The 20,791-nt window shown below is 68.3% G+C and carries 24 protein-coding genes and 4 pseudogenes; 14 read left to right on the top strand and 14 right to left on the bottom strand.

Annotated elements, in window-relative coordinates; genetic code table 11:
• The coding region (locus tag ACFYNP_RS29250) for an alpha/beta fold hydrolase (RefSeq protein ID WP_388789543.1) at positions 1 to 210 on the bottom strand (210 nt) is incomplete at its 3' end.
• Between the two features lie 93 nt (positions 211 to 303).
• Here ACFYNP_RS29250 and ACFYNP_RS29255 point away from each other — a divergent pair.
• Positions 304 to 1,278: a LysR family transcriptional regulator gene (locus ACFYNP_RS29255; RefSeq protein WP_388418475.1), complete on the top strand. Its 975-nt coding sequence runs from the start codon at positions 304 to 306 to the stop codon at positions 1,276 to 1,278.
• A gap of 107 nt (positions 1,279 to 1,385) precedes the next feature.
• On the opposite strand, the gene ACFYNP_RS29260 is transcribed toward ACFYNP_RS29255, so the two are convergent.
• Complete coding sequence (locus ACFYNP_RS29260; RefSeq protein WP_388789546.1) at positions 1,386 to 1,913, bottom strand: GNAT family N-acetyltransferase; 528 nt, start codon at positions 1,911 to 1,913, stop codon at positions 1,386 to 1,388.
• Positions 1,914 to 2,018: 105 nt separating this feature from the next.
• Between ACFYNP_RS29260 and ACFYNP_RS29265 the strand changes: the two genes are divergently transcribed.
• Both ACFYNP_RS29265 and ACFYNP_RS29270 read left to right on the top strand, forming a co-directional pair.
• Positions 2,019 to 2,894, top strand: a complete 876-nt coding sequence (locus tag ACFYNP_RS29265) for a LysR family transcriptional regulator (RefSeq protein WP_388789549.1) — start codon at positions 2,019 to 2,021, stop codon at positions 2,892 to 2,894.
• Between the two features lie 378 nt (positions 2,895 to 3,272).
• Complete coding sequence (locus ACFYNP_RS29270) at positions 3,273 to 3,509, top strand: hypothetical protein (RefSeq protein ID WP_388789552.1); 237 nt, start codon at positions 3,273 to 3,275, stop codon at positions 3,507 to 3,509.
• Between the two features lie 738 nt (positions 3,510 to 4,247).
• Here ACFYNP_RS29270 and ACFYNP_RS29275 read toward each other — a convergent pair.
• The gene (locus tag ACFYNP_RS29275; protein WP_388789555.1) at positions 4,248 to 4,745 is read right to left on the bottom strand and encodes a hypothetical protein; all 498 of its coding nucleotides are present in this window, start codon (positions 4,743 to 4,745) and stop codon (positions 4,248 to 4,250) included.
• Between the two features lie 29 nt (positions 4,746 to 4,774).
• Positions 4,775 to 5,128 (bottom strand): hypothetical protein, encoded by a 354-nt coding sequence (locus ACFYNP_RS29280; RefSeq protein ID WP_388789558.1) that lies wholly within the window; start codon positions 5,126 to 5,128, stop codon positions 4,775 to 4,777.
• A 122-nt stretch (positions 5,129 to 5,250) separates the two neighbouring features.
• Between ACFYNP_RS29280 and ACFYNP_RS29285 the strand changes: the two genes are divergently transcribed.
• Positions 5,251 to 5,397 carry a DUF6192 family protein gene (locus ACFYNP_RS29285; RefSeq protein WP_388789561.1) on the top strand — a complete coding sequence of 49 codons (147 nt, stop codon included), beginning with the start codon at positions 5,251 to 5,253 and terminating at the stop codon, positions 5,395 to 5,397.
• A gap of 57 nt (positions 5,398 to 5,454) precedes the next feature.
• Positions 5,455 to 6,579, top strand: a complete 1,125-nt coding sequence (locus tag ACFYNP_RS29290) for an NAD(P)/FAD-dependent oxidoreductase (RefSeq protein WP_388789564.1) — start codon at positions 5,455 to 5,457, stop codon at positions 6,577 to 6,579.
• Between the two features lie 104 nt (positions 6,580 to 6,683).
• On the opposite strand, the pseudogene ACFYNP_RS29295 reads toward ACFYNP_RS29290, so the two are convergent.
• From ACFYNP_RS29295 to ACFYNP_RS29315, 5 genes and pseudogenes are all read right to left on the bottom strand, one after another.
• A pseudogene (locus ACFYNP_RS29295) lies at positions 6,684 to 6,830 on the bottom strand (transposase); the annotation flags it as partial.
• Positions 6,831 to 6,849: 19 nt separating this feature from the next.
• Positions 6,850 to 7,068 (bottom strand): hypothetical protein, encoded by a 219-nt coding sequence (locus ACFYNP_RS29300; RefSeq protein WP_388789567.1) that lies wholly within the window; start codon positions 7,066 to 7,068, stop codon positions 6,850 to 6,852.
• 135 nt (positions 7,069 to 7,203) lie between these two features.
• The gene (locus ACFYNP_RS29305; RefSeq protein ID WP_388789570.1) at positions 7,204 to 7,587 is read right to left on the bottom strand and encodes a type 1 glutamine amidotransferase domain-containing protein; all 384 of its coding nucleotides are present in this window, start codon (positions 7,585 to 7,587) and stop codon (positions 7,204 to 7,206) included.
• Positions 7,588 to 7,659: 72 nt separating this feature from the next.
• Positions 7,660 to 7,908 (bottom strand): hypothetical protein, encoded by a 249-nt coding sequence (locus ACFYNP_RS29310; protein WP_388789573.1) that lies wholly within the window; start codon positions 7,906 to 7,908, stop codon positions 7,660 to 7,662.
• 832 nt (positions 7,909 to 8,740) lie between these two features.
• Complete coding sequence (locus ACFYNP_RS29315) at positions 8,741 to 9,316, bottom strand: TetR/AcrR family transcriptional regulator (protein ID WP_388789576.1); 576 nt, start codon at positions 9,314 to 9,316, stop codon at positions 8,741 to 8,743.
• Between the two features lie 398 nt (positions 9,317 to 9,714).
• Between ACFYNP_RS29315 and ACFYNP_RS29320 the strand changes: the two genes are divergently transcribed.
• From ACFYNP_RS29320 to ACFYNP_RS29340, 5 genes and pseudogenes are all read left to right on the top strand, one after another.
• The gene (locus ACFYNP_RS29320) at positions 9,715 to 10,635 is read left to right on the top strand and encodes an NAD-dependent epimerase/dehydratase family protein (protein ID WP_388418436.1); all 921 of its coding nucleotides are present in this window, start codon (positions 9,715 to 9,717) and stop codon (positions 10,633 to 10,635) included.
• Positions 10,636 to 10,925: 290 nt separating this feature from the next.
• Positions 10,926 to 11,210 (top strand): annotated as a pseudogene (locus ACFYNP_RS29325) (lantibiotic dehydratase); the annotation flags it as partial.
• A 28-nt stretch (positions 11,211 to 11,238) separates the two neighbouring features.
• Positions 11,239 to 11,364: a hypothetical protein gene (locus tag ACFYNP_RS29330; RefSeq protein ID WP_388789580.1), complete on the top strand. Its 126-nt coding sequence runs from the start codon at positions 11,239 to 11,241 to the stop codon at positions 11,362 to 11,364.
• 82 nt (positions 11,365 to 11,446) lie between these two features.
• Positions 11,447 to 11,713 (top strand): annotated as a pseudogene (locus tag ACFYNP_RS29335) (lantibiotic dehydratase); the annotation flags it as partial.
• Positions 11,710 to 12,348, top strand: coding sequence for a lantibiotic dehydratase (locus ACFYNP_RS29340; protein WP_388789797.1), 639 nt, complete (start codon positions 11,710 to 11,712; stop codon positions 12,346 to 12,348). The pseudogene ACFYNP_RS29335 and the gene ACFYNP_RS29340, both read left to right, overlap by 4 nt.
• Positions 12,349 to 12,578: 230 nt before the next feature.
• Here the strand turns inward: ACFYNP_RS29340 and ACFYNP_RS29345 are convergent, their stop codons facing one another.
• Together ACFYNP_RS29345 and ACFYNP_RS29350 are read right to left on the bottom strand one after the other, a co-directional pair.
• The gene (locus ACFYNP_RS29345; RefSeq protein ID WP_388789582.1) at positions 12,579 to 13,154 is read right to left on the bottom strand and encodes a hypothetical protein; all 576 of its coding nucleotides are present in this window, start codon (positions 13,152 to 13,154) and stop codon (positions 12,579 to 12,581) included.
• A complete protein-coding gene (locus ACFYNP_RS29350; RefSeq protein WP_388789585.1) occupies positions 13,154 to 14,401 on the bottom strand; it encodes a hypothetical protein in 1,248 nt (415 codons plus the stop codon). The genes ACFYNP_RS29345 and ACFYNP_RS29350 overlap by 1 nt, the downstream gene beginning before the upstream one ends.
• 95 nt (positions 14,402 to 14,496) lie before the next feature.
• Between ACFYNP_RS29350 and ACFYNP_RS29355 the strand changes: the two genes are divergently transcribed.
• Together ACFYNP_RS29355 and ACFYNP_RS29360 are read left to right on the top strand one after the other, a co-directional pair.
• Positions 14,497 to 15,504, top strand: coding sequence for a hypothetical protein (locus tag ACFYNP_RS29355; RefSeq protein WP_388789588.1), 1,008 nt, complete (start codon positions 14,497 to 14,499; stop codon positions 15,502 to 15,504).
• An 849-nt stretch (positions 15,505 to 16,353) separates the two neighbouring features.
• Positions 16,354 to 16,578: a hypothetical protein gene (locus tag ACFYNP_RS29360; protein WP_388789591.1), complete on the top strand. Its 225-nt coding sequence runs from the start codon at positions 16,354 to 16,356 to the stop codon at positions 16,576 to 16,578.
• A gap of 311 nt (positions 16,579 to 16,889) precedes the next feature.
• On the opposite strand, the pseudogene ACFYNP_RS29365 reads toward ACFYNP_RS29360, so the two are convergent.
• A pseudogene (locus tag ACFYNP_RS29365) lies at positions 16,890 to 17,681 on the bottom strand (IS5 family transposase); the annotation flags it as partial.
• 75 nt (positions 17,682 to 17,756) lie between these two features.
• Positions 17,757 to 18,077: a hypothetical protein gene (locus ACFYNP_RS29370; protein WP_388789593.1), complete on the bottom strand. Its 321-nt coding sequence runs from the start codon at positions 18,075 to 18,077 to the stop codon at positions 17,757 to 17,759.
• A gap of 187 nt (positions 18,078 to 18,264) precedes the next feature.
• Here ACFYNP_RS29370 and ACFYNP_RS29375 point away from each other — a divergent pair, with 187 nt between their 5' ends.
• Entirely contained in the window at positions 18,265 to 19,356 is a 1,092-nt protein-coding gene (locus ACFYNP_RS29375; RefSeq protein ID WP_388789596.1) for a site-specific integrase, read from the top strand.
• Entirely contained in the window at positions 19,313 to 19,762 is a 450-nt protein-coding gene (locus ACFYNP_RS29380) for a hypothetical protein (RefSeq protein WP_388789598.1), read from the top strand. Before ACFYNP_RS29375 ends, ACFYNP_RS29380 begins: the two co-directional genes overlap by 44 nt.
• 547 nt (positions 19,763 to 20,309) lie before the next feature.
• Here ACFYNP_RS29380 and ACFYNP_RS29385 read toward each other — a convergent pair.
• Positions 20,310 to 20,489, bottom strand: a complete 180-nt coding sequence (locus ACFYNP_RS29385; RefSeq protein ID WP_388789600.1) for a hypothetical protein — start codon at positions 20,487 to 20,489, stop codon at positions 20,310 to 20,312.
• Positions 20,490 to 20,791: the final 302 nt, after the last annotated feature.

The following is a 20,791-nucleotide window of genomic DNA, read 5'->3' on the forward strand; positions in this document are numbered from 1 at the left end:
CGCGGACTTCTCGGTCAGCAGGCCCGGCTGGCCCGGCTGGAGGTATCCGCTGGGCAAGGGCGCGTCGAAGCCGTGTCCCGGCAGGTCGACGGCCGTGCTCGCGGCGCCGAGTCCGGCCAGTGCGCGCTGCGTCGCCGCCCACTGACCGGAGCTGTGCCAGGCCCCGTGCACGAAGACGAAGACGGTGCCTGGGGAGGAGGAATCAGTCATGACCGCATTCCACCGCGGCCCCACCCCGGTCATCCAGTGAAAGATCTGACACACTGGCTGACGATACCTGGGCGATATGGGCGGGAGGCTGACGTGGAGGCGCGGCACCTGAGGTACGCAGTGGCTCTCGCCGAGCACGGACACTTCGGCCGGGCGGCTGGTGCACTGGGCATCGCGCAGCCTCCGCTGTCGAAGCAGATCGCCGACCTCGAACGCGAGGTGGGGGCCCGCTTGTTCGATCGCACCCGCCAGGGAGTGTTTCCCACGGCTGCGGGCGCGGCCTTCCTCTCCCGGGCACGCACGGCACTCGACGAAATCGCGGCGGCCTCGATCGACGCGGCCCGGGCGGCACGCGGCGAGACGGGCCGACTGCGCCTGGGTTTCATCGCCTCGGCGCTGCTCGAACCCCTGCCGGACGTCCTCGGCCGGTTCGGCCGCGAACGGCCCGACGTGCGGCTGGAACTGCACGAGATGGCGACCAGCCCCAGCACGGCCGCGCTCCTCGCCGGCGAACTGGACGTGACGATCGGCCTGGGCCGGCCACGAGGCGTCGGGGCCGAACGGCTGGTATCGGTGCCGATCGGGCACGACCACCTGATCGCGGTCGTGAGCAGCACGCACCCGTATGCGGGCCGGTCGTCGGTGGACGTGGACCAGCTGCGGCACCAGCCCCTGATCGTCGCGTCCGCCGACGACGAGCCCGACATCGTCACCGGGCTGCGCACCCTCCTGGGCAAAGACTGCCCGGCCCTCACCGGCGCGACCGTCGCCAGGGACATCCACACCATCATCGGCCTCGCCGCCTGCGGGGTGGGCGTCGGCCTGGGCCCCTCCCGCATGCTGGCGGCCCCACGACAGGGCACATGGTTCTGTGAAGTGACCCCGCGCACGCCTCTGCCCGACCTGGTCCTGTCCTTCCATGCCCGCGACCGCTCCCCGGCACTGAACGCCTTCCTCGACGTCATCCGCACGAACTGCCCCGATGTCGGCGCCGCCCTCGACCACCGGCTCGGCCCACACGAACCACCAGCTCCTGTCTCCCCGATCACGGGGTCCCGCAGTGAATAGCAGGACGACATCAGGCAGTTCCTGCTGTTCCGCCGGACAAGATGCGGCCATGGTCGAAGGCGGGCGCCAACGCCCGGAGGTTGCCGGCGTCACCCCGCTCGCCCCTCTCAGAGCAGGTCAGACTGCAACCGTTGCATCCACAACGAGCTGATGTACTGGCCGTTCTTCACGGCGTACTCGCAAAAGGTCCCCACGTCAGAGAAGCCGAACCGGCGATGCAGAGCCACCGAGGCGTCGTTCGGCAGGGCGATGCCTGCGAGCACGGCATGTATCGGTTCGTCGGCCAGGAGGCCGAAGAGCGCTCGGTACAGCGAGGTTCCCAGTCCCTGTCCTCTGCTGCCCGTAGCCAGCCCGATGCTCACCTCGACCGTTTCTCGGAAAGCTTCCTGATCGCGGTAAATCTGGCTGCACGCATAACCGAGAACCTGGCTACCTCGGCGGGCGACAAGCATCCGGTACAGGCCCGACTCCGAGAACTGCGCGAACCACTCGCGCCGCTCCTCCATACCCAACGGCCTGGTGGCGAATCGGGCGTGTGAGGTCGCGGCTGTGTGATTCTGGATGGCGACGATCCCGGGCAGATCATGCGCGGTTGCCGGGGCGAGATCGACAGCCGTCTGGTGGAACTCGTACACGGAGAGGCTCCTCAGACCAAGTGGGGACGTCATACCCGCACGCTATGGACGCCACCGGCCCCAAGGAACCCCATGATTCAAAGCGGCTAGCGATAGGCTGCGCCTATGGCTCTGGAACTCGCAGACCTGCGTGTCTTCGTGACCGCGGCCTCCGCCGGCTCGCTTTCCGCCGCAGCACGCGAGCTGCGCGTCGCGCAGCCGTCCGTCAGCGAACGTCTGCGCCGGCTGGAACGGCTCATCGGCCGGCCGCTGCTCGACCGGTCGAGCCGAGGGGTGTCGCTGACCCCCGCAGGAGAACGGCTGCTGCCCCACGCACAGCGGTGCCTGAACATGGCGGACCGGGCCCTGGACATCGCCCGGGAGGACGACACCCAGGGCACCCTGCACCTGACCACCCACGCCACCTACGCGCCTCTGGCCGTTCCCTTCGTCGTCGGCGCCCTCCAACCACTCAAGTACGCCGTCGTCGTCGATGACCAGCACAGCCCCAGCGCCCTGCGACGAGTGGCCGCAGGCACGACGGACATCGCCATCACGCTGCCGCTGCCGCACGCTCCCGAGGTACGGCTGCACAAGTTCCGCAGTGAGCCGGTCATCGCGGTCTGCCACCCGGACCACCCGCTCGCGGCACGCCGCTGCGACACCGCCCGGCTGAGCGGTCACCCCCTCGCCGTGAACCTCTGGGGCAGCGGTGCGGACCTCTTCCACGAACAGCTTCTCGACGCGCCCACCCGCGCGCATCAGCTCTACCGCATCAGCTCCGCCGAAACCGCAGCAGATCTCGCGCGCTCCGGGCAGGCCATCGCCGTCCTCACTCGCGCCACCGTCGTACGCGACCTGGCCACCCGCAACCTGGTCGAACTCGACGTGAGCGACATGCCCGAGTGGCACGTTGACCTCATGGCAGCCCACCACCGCGAACGCGCCGACGAGCCGGCCATCGCCGCCGTGATCAACGCCCTGCGCCACCTCCAACTCTGACCCACCTCGCCCATGGACACCCGGGCGAGGAAAACGGGCCGTCCAGGCGCATCACCAGCCTCGTTCCCGCCACCTTCTCCTTTATGTGGTCATCGGGTACGTGGTCATCGGGCGCGGGGAGTCTGCATGGGGAGATGGCTGCCCCTCCTCCACGCTCCGCCATGTGTCTCACCAGCGGATACGCTGACCGGAACAGCCCGGGTGCACCAGGTAGCGCAACAGCTGGTGCAGCAAAGACCGCAACAGACGCGCAGCAGACGTTAGGACACAGACCGTGGCCAGGCTTCAGGCAGCCGCCGTAATCCGGCCCCGCCTCATCCGTTCCGACACCCGGGTGACGCGCCCGTATCCCTTGCACACGACCATCGTTCCCCAGGCATGAAGAAGATCATCTCTGTGGCTGCGCTCGCCGTCGCGGGCCTCGCCCTCGCCTCCCCCGCCCAGGCCGACAACGGTGACAACTTCGGTGGCGGTGTCAACGCCGCCAACAACTGGAACTTCACCGCCGACGCGGTGTGTCACCAGGAGCTCGCCGTCGTTCCCGTCGGCGGAGCCTGGAACGGCAACACCACCGGCCACTGCACCCACGGCAACGTCCTCAACCCCCAGCACTAGCCGACACAGGGCATCAGTCCGAACGTGGAGCCCACCCAGGAAAAGGGACCCGTCCTCGGCTTCGAGCCGGGGACGGGCTGTGCTGTCGGGGTACGGCGCATCTATGCCGTAGCAAGCCGCCAGCTCAGCTACGGAAAGCAGACGATCTGCCCTGCACGGACCCGGCCATCTGCAACGGCTGCCGCCACCTACCGGCCGCCGCTGCCCAGGGCCCGCCGCGGTATCGAGCCCGGTCGTGCAGACACCGACACAGGCCACATCACCCGCACTGATCAACGCCGGGTACACAGGCCCGGCTTCGGCGCTTCGACGCGTTGTGCGGTGGATGGGTCAGCCCGAGACCACTGAGCGCACCTGGAGGCGTTCCGATCCCCCGCTGACGCGCGGGCGGCGAATTGCCACACGGTCACGGCCTCAGGATCGATTCCCCCTCACCCAACTCGCAGGACAGCCGGCGTGCGGCCTCCGGCCTGCCCGAGGGCGTGCCCGTGCTTCCGATCACCGTGCTGGCCCTGGGGCCTTGGGCCACTCCCCCGGCGAACTGTGAACCTGGGCCGGGGCGCCGAGGGTTTCCGTCGGTGCCCCGCGAGCCTCAATCCGCGATACCGGCACGGCGCAGCATGAAAGTCGCTGATCAGCAGGTCTGTCGGAAGTTCGGGAGTCTGTCGGGAGTTGGCGCTGCGATCCCCACGATGTGGGTGATGGTTTCCCGCCGAGTAGCTACCTGTCTGGGCACCTTCACTGGCGCCAGCGTTCGAAGAGAAACCACTTGGCCTGTCCTGGGAGTTGGTGGCGCCAGAGCCACCAGGGCAGATCGCGGCGTGGGACGAAGTCCCACAGATCGTCGTCGGCTTCGTTGCCGCGTGGCTGGGTGCGCAGCAGGGCAAGGCATTCCCGGTCGACGGTGCGGTGCAGTCGCGCGACGTGCGCAAGCGCCACAGTGCCTTGATGTTGCCGCGTGGGGTCGGTGGCGCGGAGCGCCTGAGCGACGCGGGGCAGGATGGTCCCGGGATCGGGGTGGTGGAGGCCGAGCCCGATGACGGCGATGCCGACGTGTCGTTCACCGCGTTCGAAGGCCGCGTCGACGATGGCCGGTTCATGAGCGCCGATCAGGCCGGTCCCATGCTCCCCGTCGAGGACCAGGGGCTGGGTCCCGCGCCACCGCCGCGGGATCGGCGGTGCGGCAGCGCAGGATGGATTTCTCCACGAGGACGACGTACCGGTGGCCGCCCCCATAGAGCCATCTCTGAACCTCAAGCCTCCCCCTACTGATAGGCCTGGCCCAGTGCCCAGATCGCCCAGACGATCACGGCCAGCGGAATCACGATGGCCGTGGTGCCGAGCGCGACACCCGCCCGGGCCCGGAAACGATCGGTTCCCTCCCGGTCCCGCATCCTGCGCAGAGCGGCGATGCCTGAGACGACCGCCGCAATCCCCGCAGGAACGATGAAGTACACGGGAGGAAAGCGGACCCATGGCGGGAGTGAGGAAGGAAGCCAAGGACAGGCCATCAACGCGACGGCGACTGTACCTAGTACGAGCGACGTCGTACCCCGCTGCACCGGCTGCCGCGCCTCCGTCTCGTCATTCGATCCGGCCATTCGCTCAACGAAACTCATGCTCAGGATGCTAGGCAGCAAATGCCGCACTTGGCCTGGGCGTGCATACCTAGATCGTCCTGAGTAGTGCTGAAGGCATCCTGGCACTTCCACAGGTCGTCCGCGGGTACAGCCGCATCTGGATGCACCTCGCCACGCAGGTGGCGACCGATTTGCTGCGGTGGCCTTCGGTGGCGTTCAAGGCCATGCGGGACGACACCGCGCGTCACCAGGTCAGAAGCCGTGCCATAACCGGTGATGTGCGACCTTCCGCAACTGGTGGGCTGTAGTGCGGTCTTAGATGCTAGAAACGAAAGTTCACCCGTAATCTGGGAAGGGGGGCGGTGGTGAGAATCGGGTCCGCAAAGCTGCCTGAACTTGTTGCTGTCATCGGAGTGGGCGTCCTCGGGGCGAGCGTGGGCTGGAACCTCTCCCGGCACGGCGTCAAGGTGGCCTTCATTGACGCTGGACAGCCGGGTGAGGGCGTTACCAACTGGTCATTCTCATGGGCCAACGCCAGCAACAAGACCGCACGCAAGTCCTACTTCGACCTGAACGTCGCGGGCATGGCAACCTATCGTGAGCTCGCCCGAACCATCGGGCCAGGCTCATGGTGGCATCCCAGCGGCCATCTGCGCTGGGCAGACAATCCAGCGGATGAAGCGAAGCTACTGAAGACGGCCGACCTGCTGGCCAGCTGGGACTACCAGGCCGAGGTGTACACGGGGGCCGAGGTACGCCGCCTCCTCGAACCTGCTCTCACGGTGCCCGGCGACGTTCCAGTCGTCTTCTACCCCGACGAAGCCTGGGTGCACGGACGTCATCTCGTCCGCCACCTGGTCGGCCAGGCTGTCGCATCCGGCGCCGAGCTCCGGTGCGGCACCCCGGTCTGTGACATCGGAGCCGGTGCCGATGGGAGCATCCAGACACTTGTGCTGTCCGATGGGAGCCGACTCGACGTCAACGCCGTCGTGAACGCGGCAGGCCCCAGCGCCTCCCACGTCGCCGGGCTCGTTGCCAGGCACTTGCCGATGCGCCAAGAACCCGGCGTCCTCACCCGGCTCGGCTGCGCTCAGGTCCCGGTGCATCGGGCCATGCACGCCCCTCACATCGAGATCCGCCCTGACGGAGACGCGTCGGTGGTCCTCCACAGCCGCGAGGTCGACGCCCTTATCGATACCGGAGAAGATCCGGCGGAACTGGCACGGCGTCTGCACGAACTGGCGCGGCACGTCGTCCCCGAGCTCGGCACCTCCCACATCGCAGAGACACGAGTAGCCAACCGGCCCATCCCAGTCGACGGATTCCCCTCGGTGGGAGCGGTGCCATCTGTGCCGGGCTACTACGAAGCCGTTTCCCACAGCGGCATCACGCTCGGGCCGGTAATCGGCCGACTGCTCGCTTCGGAGATCCTCAGCGGTAAGAGAGATGAGATGCTCGCGGACTTCCGCCCGGAGCGGTTCCTCCTGTGACAGCCCAAGTGCCATTGCGATGGACATTCCTGTCCGCGATCAGCGCAAGGCAGCGAGGGCGAGTCGGATCGTCGGTGGCTGCATCCGGATGCGGATGGGTGTGGGTAGCGCAGGGCGTCGACGATCTCGCGCCGCGGATGGGTCTCCGGGCGGCCGCCACGCGGGGTTTGGCAGGCCGGCACCGGCAACAGCGGCTCGATGAGCCGCCATTCGAGATCGGTGGTGTCCGAGGGATACCGGCGCTGGTGCATGAGGTCCGCCTCCCTCGGTTCAGGCGATCAGGTCGAGGGTGGACTCGACGGAGTTGAGCTGGGCGACGATGCGGCGTATCCGCTTGTCGCCCGGATCCAAGGCGGCATGCGGGGCGATGGTCCCCGTGATAAGGCGACGGACTTCGGTGAGCAGCACATGCACCCGGGCCGTCTCGTAGGTCTCCAGTTCGTTGGGGTCGGCGGTGAATTGGTAGCCGTCCGCGCGGGAGTAGATCACCGGTGGCCACCCGTTTTCAGGGCGATGTCGCGCATCATCGCCAACCCGGACGCGGCCTGGCTGCGGGCGAGTTCGGTGGCCCGCATAAGGATCTGGTGTCCCTCCGCCACGGAAGGACTGCGTCTCGACTCGGCCTCACTCCATCGACGCGTTGCCCTCGATGGCTTCGACGACCTTCTTCGCGGTGGCCTTGGCCGATCGTGGATTCTGGCCGGTGACGAGGTTGCCATCGGTCACAACGTAGGGGACGAACGGCAGTGTCGCCTTCACGTAGAGCGCGCCGCGCTCTTTGGCCTTCTCCTCAGCGTTGTACGGGACGAGCTTGTCGACGCGGGCGAGAACCTCCTCGGTCCAGGCGAATCCCGTCATCCTGCGGCCGGCGATGAGATAGGAGTCGTCGGAGAGCCGGGTGTTGAGCAGGCCGCAGTAGCCATGGCAGACCGAGGAGACGACGCCACCGCGCTCGCAGATCTCGCGGGTGATGCGCTGCAGGCCCTCGCTGTCGGGGAAGTCGTACATCACCGCGTGTCCGCCGGTGAAATAGATGGCGTCGTACGCGGATGCGTCGATCTGGAGCGGGCTCGCCGTGTTCTACAGCAGCGCCATATTCTCGGGGTCGGCGCGCCATGCCTTGGCGGTCCTGTCATAGTTCGGGAACTTCAGGGCGCGCGGCTCCAGGGGCACCGCGCCGCCGGCCGGACTGACGAGAGTCTGCTCGTAGCCGTGCTCCTCGAAGACGCGCCAGGCATGCGTGAGCTCGGAGAGCCACAGGCCAGTGGTGTGGGAGGGGTCGTCGTAGTGGCCGACGTTGGTGACGACGTTGAGCACGCGCTTGGTCATGGCTGATCTTCCTTCATGCGGACCGGGATCACGATGTGACGGGACGTCGTAGCCGGTGGACTGTCAACGGATGCCCAGGGCACGCAGCGTCTTGAACGCGGGGGTCAGGATCCGCGCCCACTGCTCGCGCTCGACGCCGCCGGGCGGGGTGAAGTCCTGGGGGCGCTGGTGGACGTCGGTCTGGTGTACTTGAGCAGCCCATCGGCGCCGTGAGGGCGACCACGACCCGAGTCACCCATGGGGACGTCGATGCTTCGGGAGTCGTTCTTCAGCCCGGCGACCAGGTCGAGCAGGCCCAGCCCACCGTGCCGGGCCGGCTTCACGGCGATGCCGACCGCGGCGCCTCGGTGTAGAAGTCACTGCCGCACACCTCGCACCGCAAGGCCGTCACGGAGACGATCCCGAGGTCCGGGAATGCCCAGCCGGCCCAGTTCCCGGGGCAGGTGGGCCCGGATCTTGGGTCGCGCGGGCCTCGCGAGCCGGGTCGTGGAGATGCGGAAGCACAAGTTCGGCGTCAGCATGGGCCCGATCCGGCAGTCCACGCGGTTCTTCAGAATCCGGTGAAGAAGCCGAGGCTGCTGACCCGCAGGTCTCGCTCGACCTCGTCGAGGTCGGTGTCCTTGCGGAACCGGCCAAGAGGCCGCCTTCAGGGACGCTGCCGAGACGCCCTCCGAGATCGACCTCTACGGTCCGGTCGCGGTCGGTCGGCTTGGTGGTCGCTGCCAGGGACTGCCTCCTCCTATGTTACCGGCGCTCACATCGAGCATCGCACGGGATGTGAGCACCGTCAACAATGAAGGACGCGAGGTGCACAACGGGCGGGTGGCACACCTCAGGAGCCGACCGATGTGATGGCAAGGAAGGCGCCGCGCACCCGGTCGGCGACCTCTTCGGCCGACGCGGCCTGCAGCTTGCCGTCGAGGTGCAGGCAGGCCAGCCCGTGGGCCAGCCCCCAGCCGGCCGTGGCCAGGGCCGAGGAGTCCGCAGCAGGGAAGAGTCGATGGAGCGCGTCGGCCAGCAACTGGTGCAGGGCGTCGGCGGCCTTGATCCGCTCGTCGTCGGCGTCATCGCACGGCTTACCGAACATCACGCGGAACAGAGCCGGGCGCCGCAGCGCGAAAGCGACGTAGGAGACGGCGAACTCGGCCAGGTCCGGGAGTGAGGCCGGCAGGTCGCGCCCGCCGCCCAGGTCGGCCAGCAGGTCCCGGAAACCCTCGACGGCCAGCGCGGACTCCAGGGCGTCGCGATCCTTGAAGTGGCGATACGGCGCGGCCTGCGAGACGCCGGCCTGGCGCGCGACGGCGCGCAGCGAGAAGGGCTCACCACCCTCCAGCATCTCCATCGCGGTCGACAGCAGCGCCGCCCGCAGGTCGCCGTGGTGGTAACCGGCCTTCCCCGATGTTGACATTGCTTACTTCACCCTCCTATGCTTTGTTAGCACTGTAAACATAGTGTACGTCGGACGGACCAGAGCCCCTCGGGAATGGGCCCGCAGGGCGCTCAACGGCCGACCGGCGGATGCGATTCGACCAGCCGATCACGCACCGGCCCTCACCATCAGCCTGGGCGACGACATGCTGTCGTAGCCGGTCGGGGCAGTCGACGACCTCGCTCATCGCCTCTTGCCGTCCACCTCGGTGACACGCTGGCACCACACCGGCGACCAGGTGCCCGAGGGCCCGGCCAACGACCACATCGGCTGGTCCGTGCCCCGGCCGGGGCGGTCGACCGCATCCGTGATGGCACGACGCCGCCCATGGCCGGCCTGTCGTAGAAACCCGCACCATCCCATCTCAAGGAGGCCCCATGCAGACCGTTCTCGGCGCCGGCGGACCGATCGCCGACGAGCTCGTGAACGAGCTCCACCGCAACCACACCAAGGACATCCGGCTCGTCAGCCGCAAGCCGTCACGGGTGAACGACACCGACGAGCTCGTGGCCGCAGACCTCACCGACGCCAACGCCACCAGCCGTGCCGTCGCGGGCAGCGACATCGCCTACCTCACCGTCGGCCTGCCCCTGGACTCGGAGCTGTGGGAGCGACGGTTCCCCGTCATGATGCGCAACGTCATCGACGCCTGCGCCGAACACGGCACGAAGCTCGCCTTCTTCGACAACACCTACATGTATCCCGGAACATCGACGCCCCAGACCGAGACCACAGCATTCGCACCGGGCGGACGCAAGGGACGCGTCCGCGCACAGATCGCCACCACGCTGATCGAGGCCGTGCGGACCGGACGGGTCGAAGCCCTGATCGGACGGGCGCCCGAGTTCTACGGTCCCGGCCGGACGAAGAGCTACACGAACTCGTTGGTGTTCGACCGGATCAAGGCGGGCAAGCGGCCGTTCGTCCCGGTCGACGCCCATGCCAAGCGGTCCCTGATCTGGACCCCCGACGCCGGCCGCGCTCTCGCCCTGCTCGGCAACACGCCGGATGCCTACGGCCAGACGTGGCACCTGCCGGTCGACCCGGAGCGGCAGTCCTACGCCCAGCTCATCGAGATCGCCGGCGAGGTCACCGGCCGCAAGGTCGGCTACACGGTGCTGCCGATGCTCGCCTTTGCCCTCGGGCGCCGCTTCGTCAAGACCCTCGACGAGATGTACGAACTGCTCGTCCGCTACGGCGACGACAACATCTTCGACAGCTCGAAGTTCGCGGCCCGCTTTCCCGAATTCCAGGTCACGAGCTATCGCGAGGGAGTGGAGCGGATCCTCGCCGGTTGAACCGCCGACAGCTCCACCCGTCGGCCGGCTCGCGCCGCGATGCCGAACCGTCTCTGGAGGGTGGCGGATGGATGGCCTCGCTCTGCACTGGGTGCTCGACGCAGTGAGGCTCACGGAGGCAGGCGTGCAGCTGCGCCTGCACCCCCGGGGCACGGCCCACTCCGCGGAAGTCGCCGTCCTGTCACCGCGCTGGAGTCGGGACGGGAACTCCTGGTAGAGGGAGCAGCGTCGGCCGGTCGGCGAGGACGAAGCGTGCCGTGTGCAGCACGACGTGTGGTGGCGAACGGGCTGTGCTGCGTGCGCGGGGGCCGGCGGGTCCTGCCCGTTCGCCCCGGTCGCGCCGGACCCGGAGGCGGGCCGGCTCCGGTTCCGACGGCACGCCAGGAGACCGTCCCACGTCCCGGACGCTCCGCCACACCCCCGTCGTACGCGCCGTGGTCGAGGCCGCCGCAGGCCCGGTCCGCTGCGACGACCTGAACCGGGCAGTCGAAGCCCGGCTTCCCGGCGCACCCGACGGTGCCGTGGCCGGCCTCGTCGCCCAGTTGATCGTGGCGGAGGAACTGCTCACGGAGCTCCGTCCACCGCTCCCGTCCGCTGGCTCACGTGACGGCGCTGCTCCCGCCCGGCACACCTGCCACCGAATGGGTCGCCGGACTGCGTTGGTCCCGGGACGGCTACCGCCGCACCCCGCTCGGCGGGGGGAAGTTCCGCCTGGCGCAGGGCATTTGAGCGTGCGGCCTCGGACCCAGAGTCCGGGCCTGCCCCGGACGCCCGGGCCGCGGGCCGCGGGGCCCTACCGGCGGACGCCGTTCAGGTGGACCTGCGCCGGGAGGGCACCGCCGTGCTCTCGCAGGCGGTGGCCGAGGAACTGGAACGAGCGGGCGCTGCCCCGTGGCGCCTCTCACCCCCGGGGCCGGGCCGGTTGCCGGCATACCACCAGGACTTCGTGGAGCGATACGGGCTCGGCCGCCTCGTGCCCGTCAAGGAGGTCCTCGACCCCGACATCGGCCTCGGCCCGCGCCGGCCGGCTACCGGCTGCCGCCGAGTCACCGCCCGGACGCGGGCCCCACGCCCCTGAAGCCCGAGCGGCAGCGGTTGTTGCTGGGGCTCGCGCCCGAGGCCCAGGCCCGCGGGGCGCGCGAGGTCGTCCTGGACGAAGAGCGGCTGCGTCGATTCGAGTTGGCCGACCGGGACAGGACACCCCGCACCGTGCGGCCGCCGTCACCGGAACTCGTCGTGATGGTGGCCGCGGAGTCGGCCGGTTCGATGGTCCGGGGCGACTTCACCCTGGTGCTCGTCTACGCGGCCACCGCGTCCGGCGGCCAGATGGGACGGTTCGCCCATCTCTTCCCGCCCGCACAGGCCGAGGCGATCCGAGAGACGGTGCGTGCCGCGCGCGAGTCCACCGAGCGGCTGCCCGTGCAGGTCCTCCACAAGGCGTCGTACCACCGGCACGTCGACGTCGCCCAGGTTCCGACCTGGCTGGATACACGGCTCGTCGGCGGGACCCCCGGTCCCGCCCGCCCCCGGGGCCCCGACCTGGCGCTCGGCTCGATCGCCGTCAGCGCCGACTCCGAGGGGTTCCGGATCGTGTCCACGCAGCTGGGGCGGGAGCTGACTCCCTCGACGCTCCACGTGCTCAACCGGGAGCTGACCGCACCCAACGCGGTGCGGTTCCCCATCGAAGCCGCCGCGTTCGGCCGCGAGCAGTAGCGGATGTGGGAGTGGGGGCTGCGGGAGTGGGGGCCCGGAGGACCTGCCGTTGTACTACAGCGATGTCCTCCAGGACGTGGTCCGTCCGCCCGCTGTCCGACCTCTGCACTTCAGCCGCGCCGGGCCGTGCAACGGTCCGGGGCGGCCCTGATCCACGTCACGGGTCAGGACGGAGTACCCGGAAGAGAGAAAAAGGCATGTCCTCCTCTCTGTCCCGGCGGAATGCCTTGTTATCTCAGTTCGACGGAGTAGTTGCCGCCGTCGAATTCCCATCCGTCGGTGCCCTCGCCGATGTCCTCGACGATGACGTCGTCGATGAAGTGGTCTTCCAATGCGTCGTCGCTGAGCTCGTCGGCCATCCAGAGGTTTTCGATCGCTGTCCAGTGGCCGCGGCTCCCATCGATCCGCAGGGGAGCCGCGTCCGGTGTTCCGCGGTTGCGCCGGTCGGTGCCGGTGGTGACGTAGCCGCTGATCTCGTACTGGCCGTCCTTGACCTGCTGAGGGATTGGGTCGGCCGGGACGATGGCGACGTTCTTATAGGCGGTGTGGATGAGGTCGCGGTAGCCGCGGCGGACGTTGTACTCGGGATCGGACAGCCAGTTGATCAGGGTCTTGGCCGTCACCTCCAGTCCGGCTTCTTCCAGGGCCTGGTAGCCGCGGTGGGTTCCGGTGAGCTGGCTCAGCTGGGCGTGCCAGTGCTGGGCGTTGTAGGAGGAGAGGCGGTGGCGGGGGGGGGTGACGCGAGTGCGCAGGAGGTCGTTGAGGGCCGCGCCCAGGGAGGCGCCGCGGCCGGTGGGGCCGGCCATCAGTCGTCACCTTCGGGGATCATCTGGCCGGGCTGGATGAACTTGGCCTTGACCTCGCCGAAGCCGGTCCCGATCCGGTAGGTGTCAGGGGCGGTGCCGGGGGGTGTCCAGAAGACGGCCGCATCGACATTGCGCAGGGCGATGAGCCGGTGGCCTTCCTGGACCGCCTTGAAGGCGACGGTCCAGTGGCGTACGGAGGCTTCGGCGACCATGCTCATGCGCCAGTCCGGCCGCCAGAACGGGGACTTCTGCTCCTGACGTTTGGGCCACAGCAGACGCAGCGCGATCGACAGGCGGGTCTTGTAGGACTTGTAGGGCTCACCGCCCACCTGGATGAGATCGGCGCGGGCTGTGCGGGCCGCTTCGTAGAAGGGCTTGAACAGGGACTCATTCGCGTTGCCGGTCCAGGAGTCGTAGATGGCCGGCATCGCGGGAAGATGGCCGTCGCGCACCAGCCTGGCCAGTTGCTTGATGTGCGGGGTGGTCACCCACACGCGGCCCTCATCGTCGGGCCGGTCGATGATCCGTCCGAGCGGGTGGGGCATGTCCGTGCGGGTCCACTGCGGGATGTCAATCAGGTAGATGCCGGCCCCGCCCCTGTCAAACGCTTCGAGGGGGCCGGTGTGCAGCAGCTTGTTCGGGGCCAGCGGCACGGCCGAACAGGCCGAGGGGTAGCTGCCGTTGCGGTCGATCAGACACAGCACACCGTCGCCGAACATGTCCGGGACATCAAGCCGGTCACGTCGCACTCGCTTGCCGTTCGGCCGGTCGTAGGGGACGCGCGTGCTGGTGACGTCGGGGTGAACCCAGCGCGGTTCACCGTCCATGTGCTCACTGATCAGCGGCCACGGCCCGCTCTCCCGCTCCTCGCTGCGGATCACCTTGATCGGGTGCATCTTCGAGCGGCCAACCGCGTCCTTGAGAAGCTTCAACGCGGGGAACGGGGCGTCTTCCGGCTCGTCCCGCTCATCTCCCGGCTGAAGCTCCACCTCAGCCTCGACTTCAAGTTCAGGCTCTGCTTGCGTGTTGTCGGATGCTGCAGGCCGGCCGGCCTCGGCGGGCTGGGCTGCTGCGGGCCGGCCGGTGGACGTGGCGTAGGCATGCAGGGCGGCGGCGAGGCGGTGTCCCTCGGCGGTGTCCGGCAGTTTTGGCGGTGCGGCGGCCGCCTCGGTCAGGGACGCGGCGAGCTCGTCGAGGGCCGCCTGGTTGCCGGTGGCCAGCGTGCTGCGCAGCGCAAGCCAGTTCATGGGTGAGGAGAGACGGAAGTCCGTGCTGGGCGCCGGAGGTGTAGGGCGCCGTCCGGGCCGCCGTTGCCACCCAAATCCCGCTGCTGATACCGCTGTTGGCACATGAAGCCGTAAACGTCCGTCAGCTCACCGCCTGGACGCTCGGCCACACCCGCAATACCGAGGCCGCCCCGGTCGCCCTGAGAAGCCGGTGGACGGCCGAGGCCGATCCCGGGGTCCGGGCCGAACTTCTCATCGCCCTCGGCCGGGTCGACCTCTCCGGAGCCGCCGTCGAGACCCGCGCGCTGCTCGGTGCAGCCACGCCCGCGCCGCTGCGTCTGGCCGCGCTCCTCGTCGCTCTGGCCGCCGGGGAGCCTTGGACCGACACCCACCACGGTGCCGCGCTCGGCCTGCTGCCCGCCCGCGAAATCACCGTCGACCGGTACAGCATGCACTACCGGGAGCCGCTGCTCGCGATCGTCGACAGCCTGCTTCGCCGCGACACCAAGGCAGACCGCGAGGCTGCCTTCGCCCTGCTGGACGCCGCCCTGCGCGACGGCCGCCCCGAAGTGCGGGCCGAGGCGCTCTCCGCAGCCGACCACGCATGCCACCTCTCCCGCAGCGCTCCCCAACGACTCGTCCCGGCCATCGCCCCACTCGCCGCCGACTACCCGGCGTCAACCCTGCTCGGCAAGCTCGGCCCGGCCGCCGCCGAGGCCGCGCCCGCCCTCGCCGAACTCGCCGCCCAACCCGACGACGAGACGGCTGACCAGGCATTGGCCGTGCTTGTCCAGGTCGCGCCCCGACAGGCCGTCCCGCTACTGGCCCGGGACCTCGAACGACGCCCCCGCGCGCTCGACGCCGCAGGCGGCTTCCAGGCCCCCGCCTTCCCCTTCGATCCGGCCCTGCTCGCCGCCGTCCGCGCACGCCTGGCCGCAGACGGGCTCGGCAACAACGAGACCACCAACCTGGTTCACCTGCTGCGCCAGTGGGGCCCGCAGGCCGCTGCCGCCTTGCCCGAGTTGCACGCCGCGCTCCCCCGCTTCCAGTACGCGGCCAACGCCATCAGCGCCGTGGCAGCCGCCGGCCCGCCATCTGATCCCGAGGCCGGGGCGGAGAGGTAAGCAACCACCGCCCCACCCCACCCCGAATAGCGTGCTGCCGGACGGATCCTGCCGCTGACTTTGCCGCCATCCCCGGTCGCGAGCCGAGCTGACCCACATGCGACCTTCCACGGGGAGCCCTGGTACGGGTGTTACGGGCTCGAACGTCCGGCGTGATCCGCGCAAGGGTGATCCAACGGCTCTTGCGGGCGTCGTCCTCAGCCCGTGCAGCGAGGTACTCAGCCGAGTCGCGTCTGGCGTAGGCGTCCCAGCGGATCACGGTGTGGCCGTGCATGCCGGTCTGGTCGGCGGGGATCGGAGCCGCGAGCACTCAAAGGTGTCGTGGAGGGGCGTTACGGATCGCGGAACGACGGGCCCAAGCCGCGCAGGCCAGGACTACGATGCCGGACGTGGCGAACGCCCAGCTGTCCTGGACGCCCCGGATCCACCCCGCGGCGCCGGCCAGCGCCCACAGGGCCGCCAAGACACACAACGCGGTCCACGACTGCACCCACATGTGTTGACGTGCCGCAAGTCGCTGCGACGTCCCGCGCTCCATCGGTCCCAGGTCCTCGCCCGTGGTCGTGCTCTCGTGATCGGTCATGCAACTCCGTGTACCCCAAAACAGCACTCAACTTCCCCTGTCCGTCTCACCTTTGATGAGTTTTGGACCCTGCCTGTGTACGGCGTTGACCGCTCACGAGAGCTCCCACGGTCCCATGCAGACGAGGTCTGCGGCTTGGCAGCGGCCGGCCGGCCCCCGGTCGTGCAGCAACCCCCCGCAACATCGCGCACGTACGCTCCCCGCCCTCGCTGATCACCGCGTCGTCAGCGACAGCCCGGCCGCTTCACAAGAAAGGAGCCACCATCATGGCCGAGGTTCTCGACCCCGGCAGGTTCGAACATTTGGTGCAGATGGCCGCCGCGCAATCGCGCTCCAGCAAAGATGCACAGATCGCAGCAACCCGGATCGCCATCCTGCTGGCCAGCAAAGGCGGGCTCATCCAGGACATCACTGTCGGGGACTGCGTTGAGTTGTTCGACACCCAACGCCGGGTCCACGTCCGCGGTGGACAGCACAAGGTCGACTTCTAGCTGCGGCGGGGACATGGGCACCTTCCCCGACGACGCCCTGACAACGATCAGGGCGTGCGGACAGGCCCTCGGCCAGCTGAGCATCGAGGACCTCGTGGAGAGCTACCCGATCCGGTGCCACCCAAGCCGGGATCTGCTCGTGGACTACCCCTCCGCGAACGGCACCCCTCGCTGGTCTTCGCCAGTTTGGACGCGATCTCAAGGACGTTGGCAGGATTGTTCTGGACCCGGATCGAAGCGCCGTCACCGGGCATCGATTCGCTTCTGCTGCCGCCGGCGCTGGCCCGCGCATCGAAGGAAGACCTGAGCACGAGCTCGCGGCTCATTTTGTTAGCCATCGCCCAATGGATCATCGCTCGGGATCGTTGAGGCAGAGTCTCATAATCCCGCGCCAGGCGCCGATGCTGCATCAGCCACCCGAAGGCCCGCTCGATTACCCCCCTTTTCGGCAGCGGCTGGAAGCCTTTGGAGCTTGGCCGTTTGACGACCTCGACGTCGATGCCCAGGCCGGCACCATGCTGGAACACGGCCGTCTGGTAGCCGCCGTCGGCCCAGACCTTCGTCACGCCGGGATGCGTGACCGACAGTTCGCCGAGCAGTCGCTTCCCGCCGGTGGAGTCGTGGACCGAGGCGGCCGTGACGATGACGGCAAGGACCAGACCGAGGGTGTCAGTGATCAGGTGGCGCTTACGCCCTTTGATCTTCTTGCCCGCGTCGATGCCCTGGCTGGTCTCGGCCACGTTTGCCGAGGTCTTCGCGCTCTGGGCATCCACCACGGCAGCCGAGGGTTCCGCGGCGTGGCCATGGGCGCGGCGCGTCTTGTCCCGCAGCAAGCCATGGACCCGCCCGGTGGTGCCGTCCGCCTCCCACTTTGCGTAGTAGTCATAGACGGTCTTGCGTGGTGGGAAGTCGTGCGGCAGGTACTCCCACGGAATACCGGTGCGGTTGACATAGAGGATCGCGTTCACGATCTCCCGCAGGTCATGCACCCTCGCCGCCACACCGGGCCCCGCCCGACCGGACCGCCACGCCGTGAACACCGGCTCGATCAAAGCCCACCGGGCATCGGACACATCACTGCGATACGGACGACGAGTGCTCACCACTAGGCAACGACCCACCACCGCCAGCAGTCACAAGAACATCCCAAATCACCAACTACCTAGATCAAATACTCTCTAGCAGAGGGAGGATTCCTCTGATTCGGGGAGTTGCGGCCGCTGCACGGCCTCCGGATACTCCAACGGATCCGCGTCCTCCCCCGAATTGATCGTCACCGTCATCCAGTTCCCCACCGCCAGGTGGTCGACCGTCGCGGCGCGGAGGTGGGTGGTGGAGTCCCACTCCACCGCCTCGCCTTGCAGGTCGCGGTTGGCCGCGCTGTCACCAGGCAGGTGCCTGACCGGGACGGCGAGCCGGCGGGACGTCAGTGCCCCGCGGTGCCAGTCGAAAAGTCGACGCGTAGTGGCGCAGCAGGTCGGCTTGGAAAGCCTCGGCATGTTTTTCGACGAACGCGTCGATACTCAGTCTCCCCCAGCCCGACCTTGGTCTCCTTCTTCACCGCACGGATCTGCCTTCGGTGCCAGCTTCCCGTCCTGCCGGTGCTGACCGACACCGCCGGGGCCTCGCACAGATCCTTCGCGCCGAGGCCGCCGGACACCTGATCTGGGCCGAGGAGACCTCGCCTTGGCGACGGCGGAACCTCACCTACGAGGAGCTGAAACCATCTGTGCCTTCGCCACGATCGAGATCCTGCGCCCGACCGGAATCCGCAACGAGAAACTCGCGGAGCTGACCCACTACAGCATCACCGAATACCGGCTCCCCCGCACCGGCGAAGTCGTGCCCCTGCTGCAGGTCGCCCCCTCCAAGACCGACAGCGAACGGCTCCTGTTGGCCAGACCGAAACTGGCGGACATCCTTTCCGCCATCATGCGCCGCCTGCGAGAAAGCAGCCGCGCGATCCCGCTGGTGACCTCCTACGACGTCCACGAGCGGATCTGGAACCCACCGATGCCGCTGCTGTTCCAACGCGATCTCGGTATCGAACACCGCGCTTTCACTCGGACCGCGCTCCGCAAGCTTCTGATCAACACGTCGGCCACCACGGGCCTGACCGATGCCGACGGCGAACCGCTCGTCTTCTCCCCGCGCGACTTCCACAGAATCTTCGTGAACGAAGTCATCATGAACGGCCTGCCACCGCACATCGCACGAGTGCTCTGCGGGCATCGGAGTCTTGACACTACGACGGGTTACAAGGCGATCTACCCGGCCGAGACCATCGAAGGCTCACCGCGCCTTCTTCGCCCGTCGCAGAGCTGCCCAGCCCAGCGCAGATATCGGACCCCCACCGAGGAGGAACGGGACGCTTTCCTCGCGCACTTCGAGAAACGCATGGTCTCCACCGGCACCTGCGGCCGCGCCTTTTCAAGCCCTTGTGTTCATGAACACGCTTGCGTTCACTACTCGCTTCCCCGGCCGGACCCGGCCCTGCGCGGCCGGTCAGAGGAGATCCGCGCGAACCTCATCGTGCGCATCTCCGAGGCCGAGCGCGAAGACTGGCTCAGGGAGGTCGAAGGACTCCGGGTCAGGCCGGCTGGCGTTGAAGACAAGCTTGCTTTGCTGGACCGACGGGCTTCGGCAGCACAGCGATCAACCGTGGCATGCCGCGCAGGCCACCAGCTCGACCCATCCGGAAGGAGGGGAACGGCTTCGCTGAGAGAATCACATGATGACCAGCAACGAGATCCGGTTCGACTGCCGGCACCGGGGTAGCGGCGGCCCGCTTGAGATCGTCCCCCGCATCGACGGAGCACCGCTCACCGAGCTGATCGACGGGTTCGAGATCGCGGCCGGGATGCAGCCCGCAGGCAACGCCTACGGCGGTCTGATCCCGGAGTTCTTCCGGTTCGGTCCGATGGAAGAACATTTCCACGGACGATCCACCGGAGCCATGGGGCCGAAGACGCCCGTGCTCGGCTGCGAATGCGGCGAGTGGGGATGCTGGCCGCTGCTGGCCGGCATCATCGTGACTCCTGACTACGTGACCTGGAACTCCTTCGAGCAACCCCACCGCCAGACACGCGACTATTCAGGATTCGGCCCATTCTATTTCGACCGGTATCAATACGATGACGCCGTGAGTGCCCTGAGCGCTGCAGTCAGCTCCGAGATGATGTAAGTACAACCCATTATTGGCTCAGCACGGGAGGAAGCAGTCGTGTTTGACCACGTCATCGGTCCGAGCCCCGAGCAGGCCGCACGGTGAACCGCCTTGGTCGAGGAGCCCCGACCAGTCCTGCGGAGCGACGGAAGGGAAGTCGTTCAAACCCCCCTTGCCGAGCGCTGTACAAGCATCATCCAGGCGATCGCAATCACCCGGGCACTAGTGGGAAAATGCGGAAACACCACTCCGAGTCGCCAGGCAGATGTTGACGGCGAGTGGCTTGCCGAAGCCGGCGCCGCCGTGGATGCACATCATGGCCCGCGCGGCGACCGTTTCGCAGATGTTCCCCCCGGGCGATGAGCAGGGCGCGGGGGGGTGACCACGGACGCATCGACGGGCAGGTGGAGGTACTGGTAGGCGGCCACGGTGACGAGGCTCCTCCGACTTCGTCGGTGGTGGAAGGTGCGGCCCCCCCCACCCGGGCCGTCCGGGGCACAAGCGCCATAACGGCCGGACGAGTACGGGAGGGTGAGTGCGGGCCAGGCGTGGTCAGCGCGGCCGATCAGGGAGGCAGAGGTGCGCCAGTCGGCCGGGGGCGCGGCGGGCGGGGGGCCAGCATTGCGAGCTGCGCGAGGTCGGTGTCGGCCTGCACACCGGTCAGCGCGCCGAGCCGCTGAGGGGAGCCGGGCTGGTTCACGTCGGCGTAGCGCTCGCGCTGGGCGGCCTCCGGGTCCTTCTTCACATGGCGGGAGCGAGCGGCCCGCGCCCGCCGTCTGGCATCTGGCACTGGTCTGTTCGCCGGTGGCCTGATCGGCCAGGTCCGCAGGCCACGGGTAACGGCCCGTGGCCGCGTGGTGGACCTCGATCCGGTGCTCGTGGTTCGGCATGAAACGGACCGCTGGCCTCGGACTGAAACGGGCGGCGGCGGAAATCCGCCTGCGATGAAAGGCAGGCGGATCTGTTGTTCGGTTTCGTGGTTACAGTTTTATCTCCCATGGGCCAGGCGTTTCGATTTGGAGATATCCAGGTCCCGGTATCTTAAAA

The organism is Streptomyces sp. NPDC006691, assembly GCF_042869955.1.
Classification (GTDB): Bacteria; Actinomycetota; Actinomycetes; order Streptomycetales; family Streptomycetaceae; genus Streptomyces.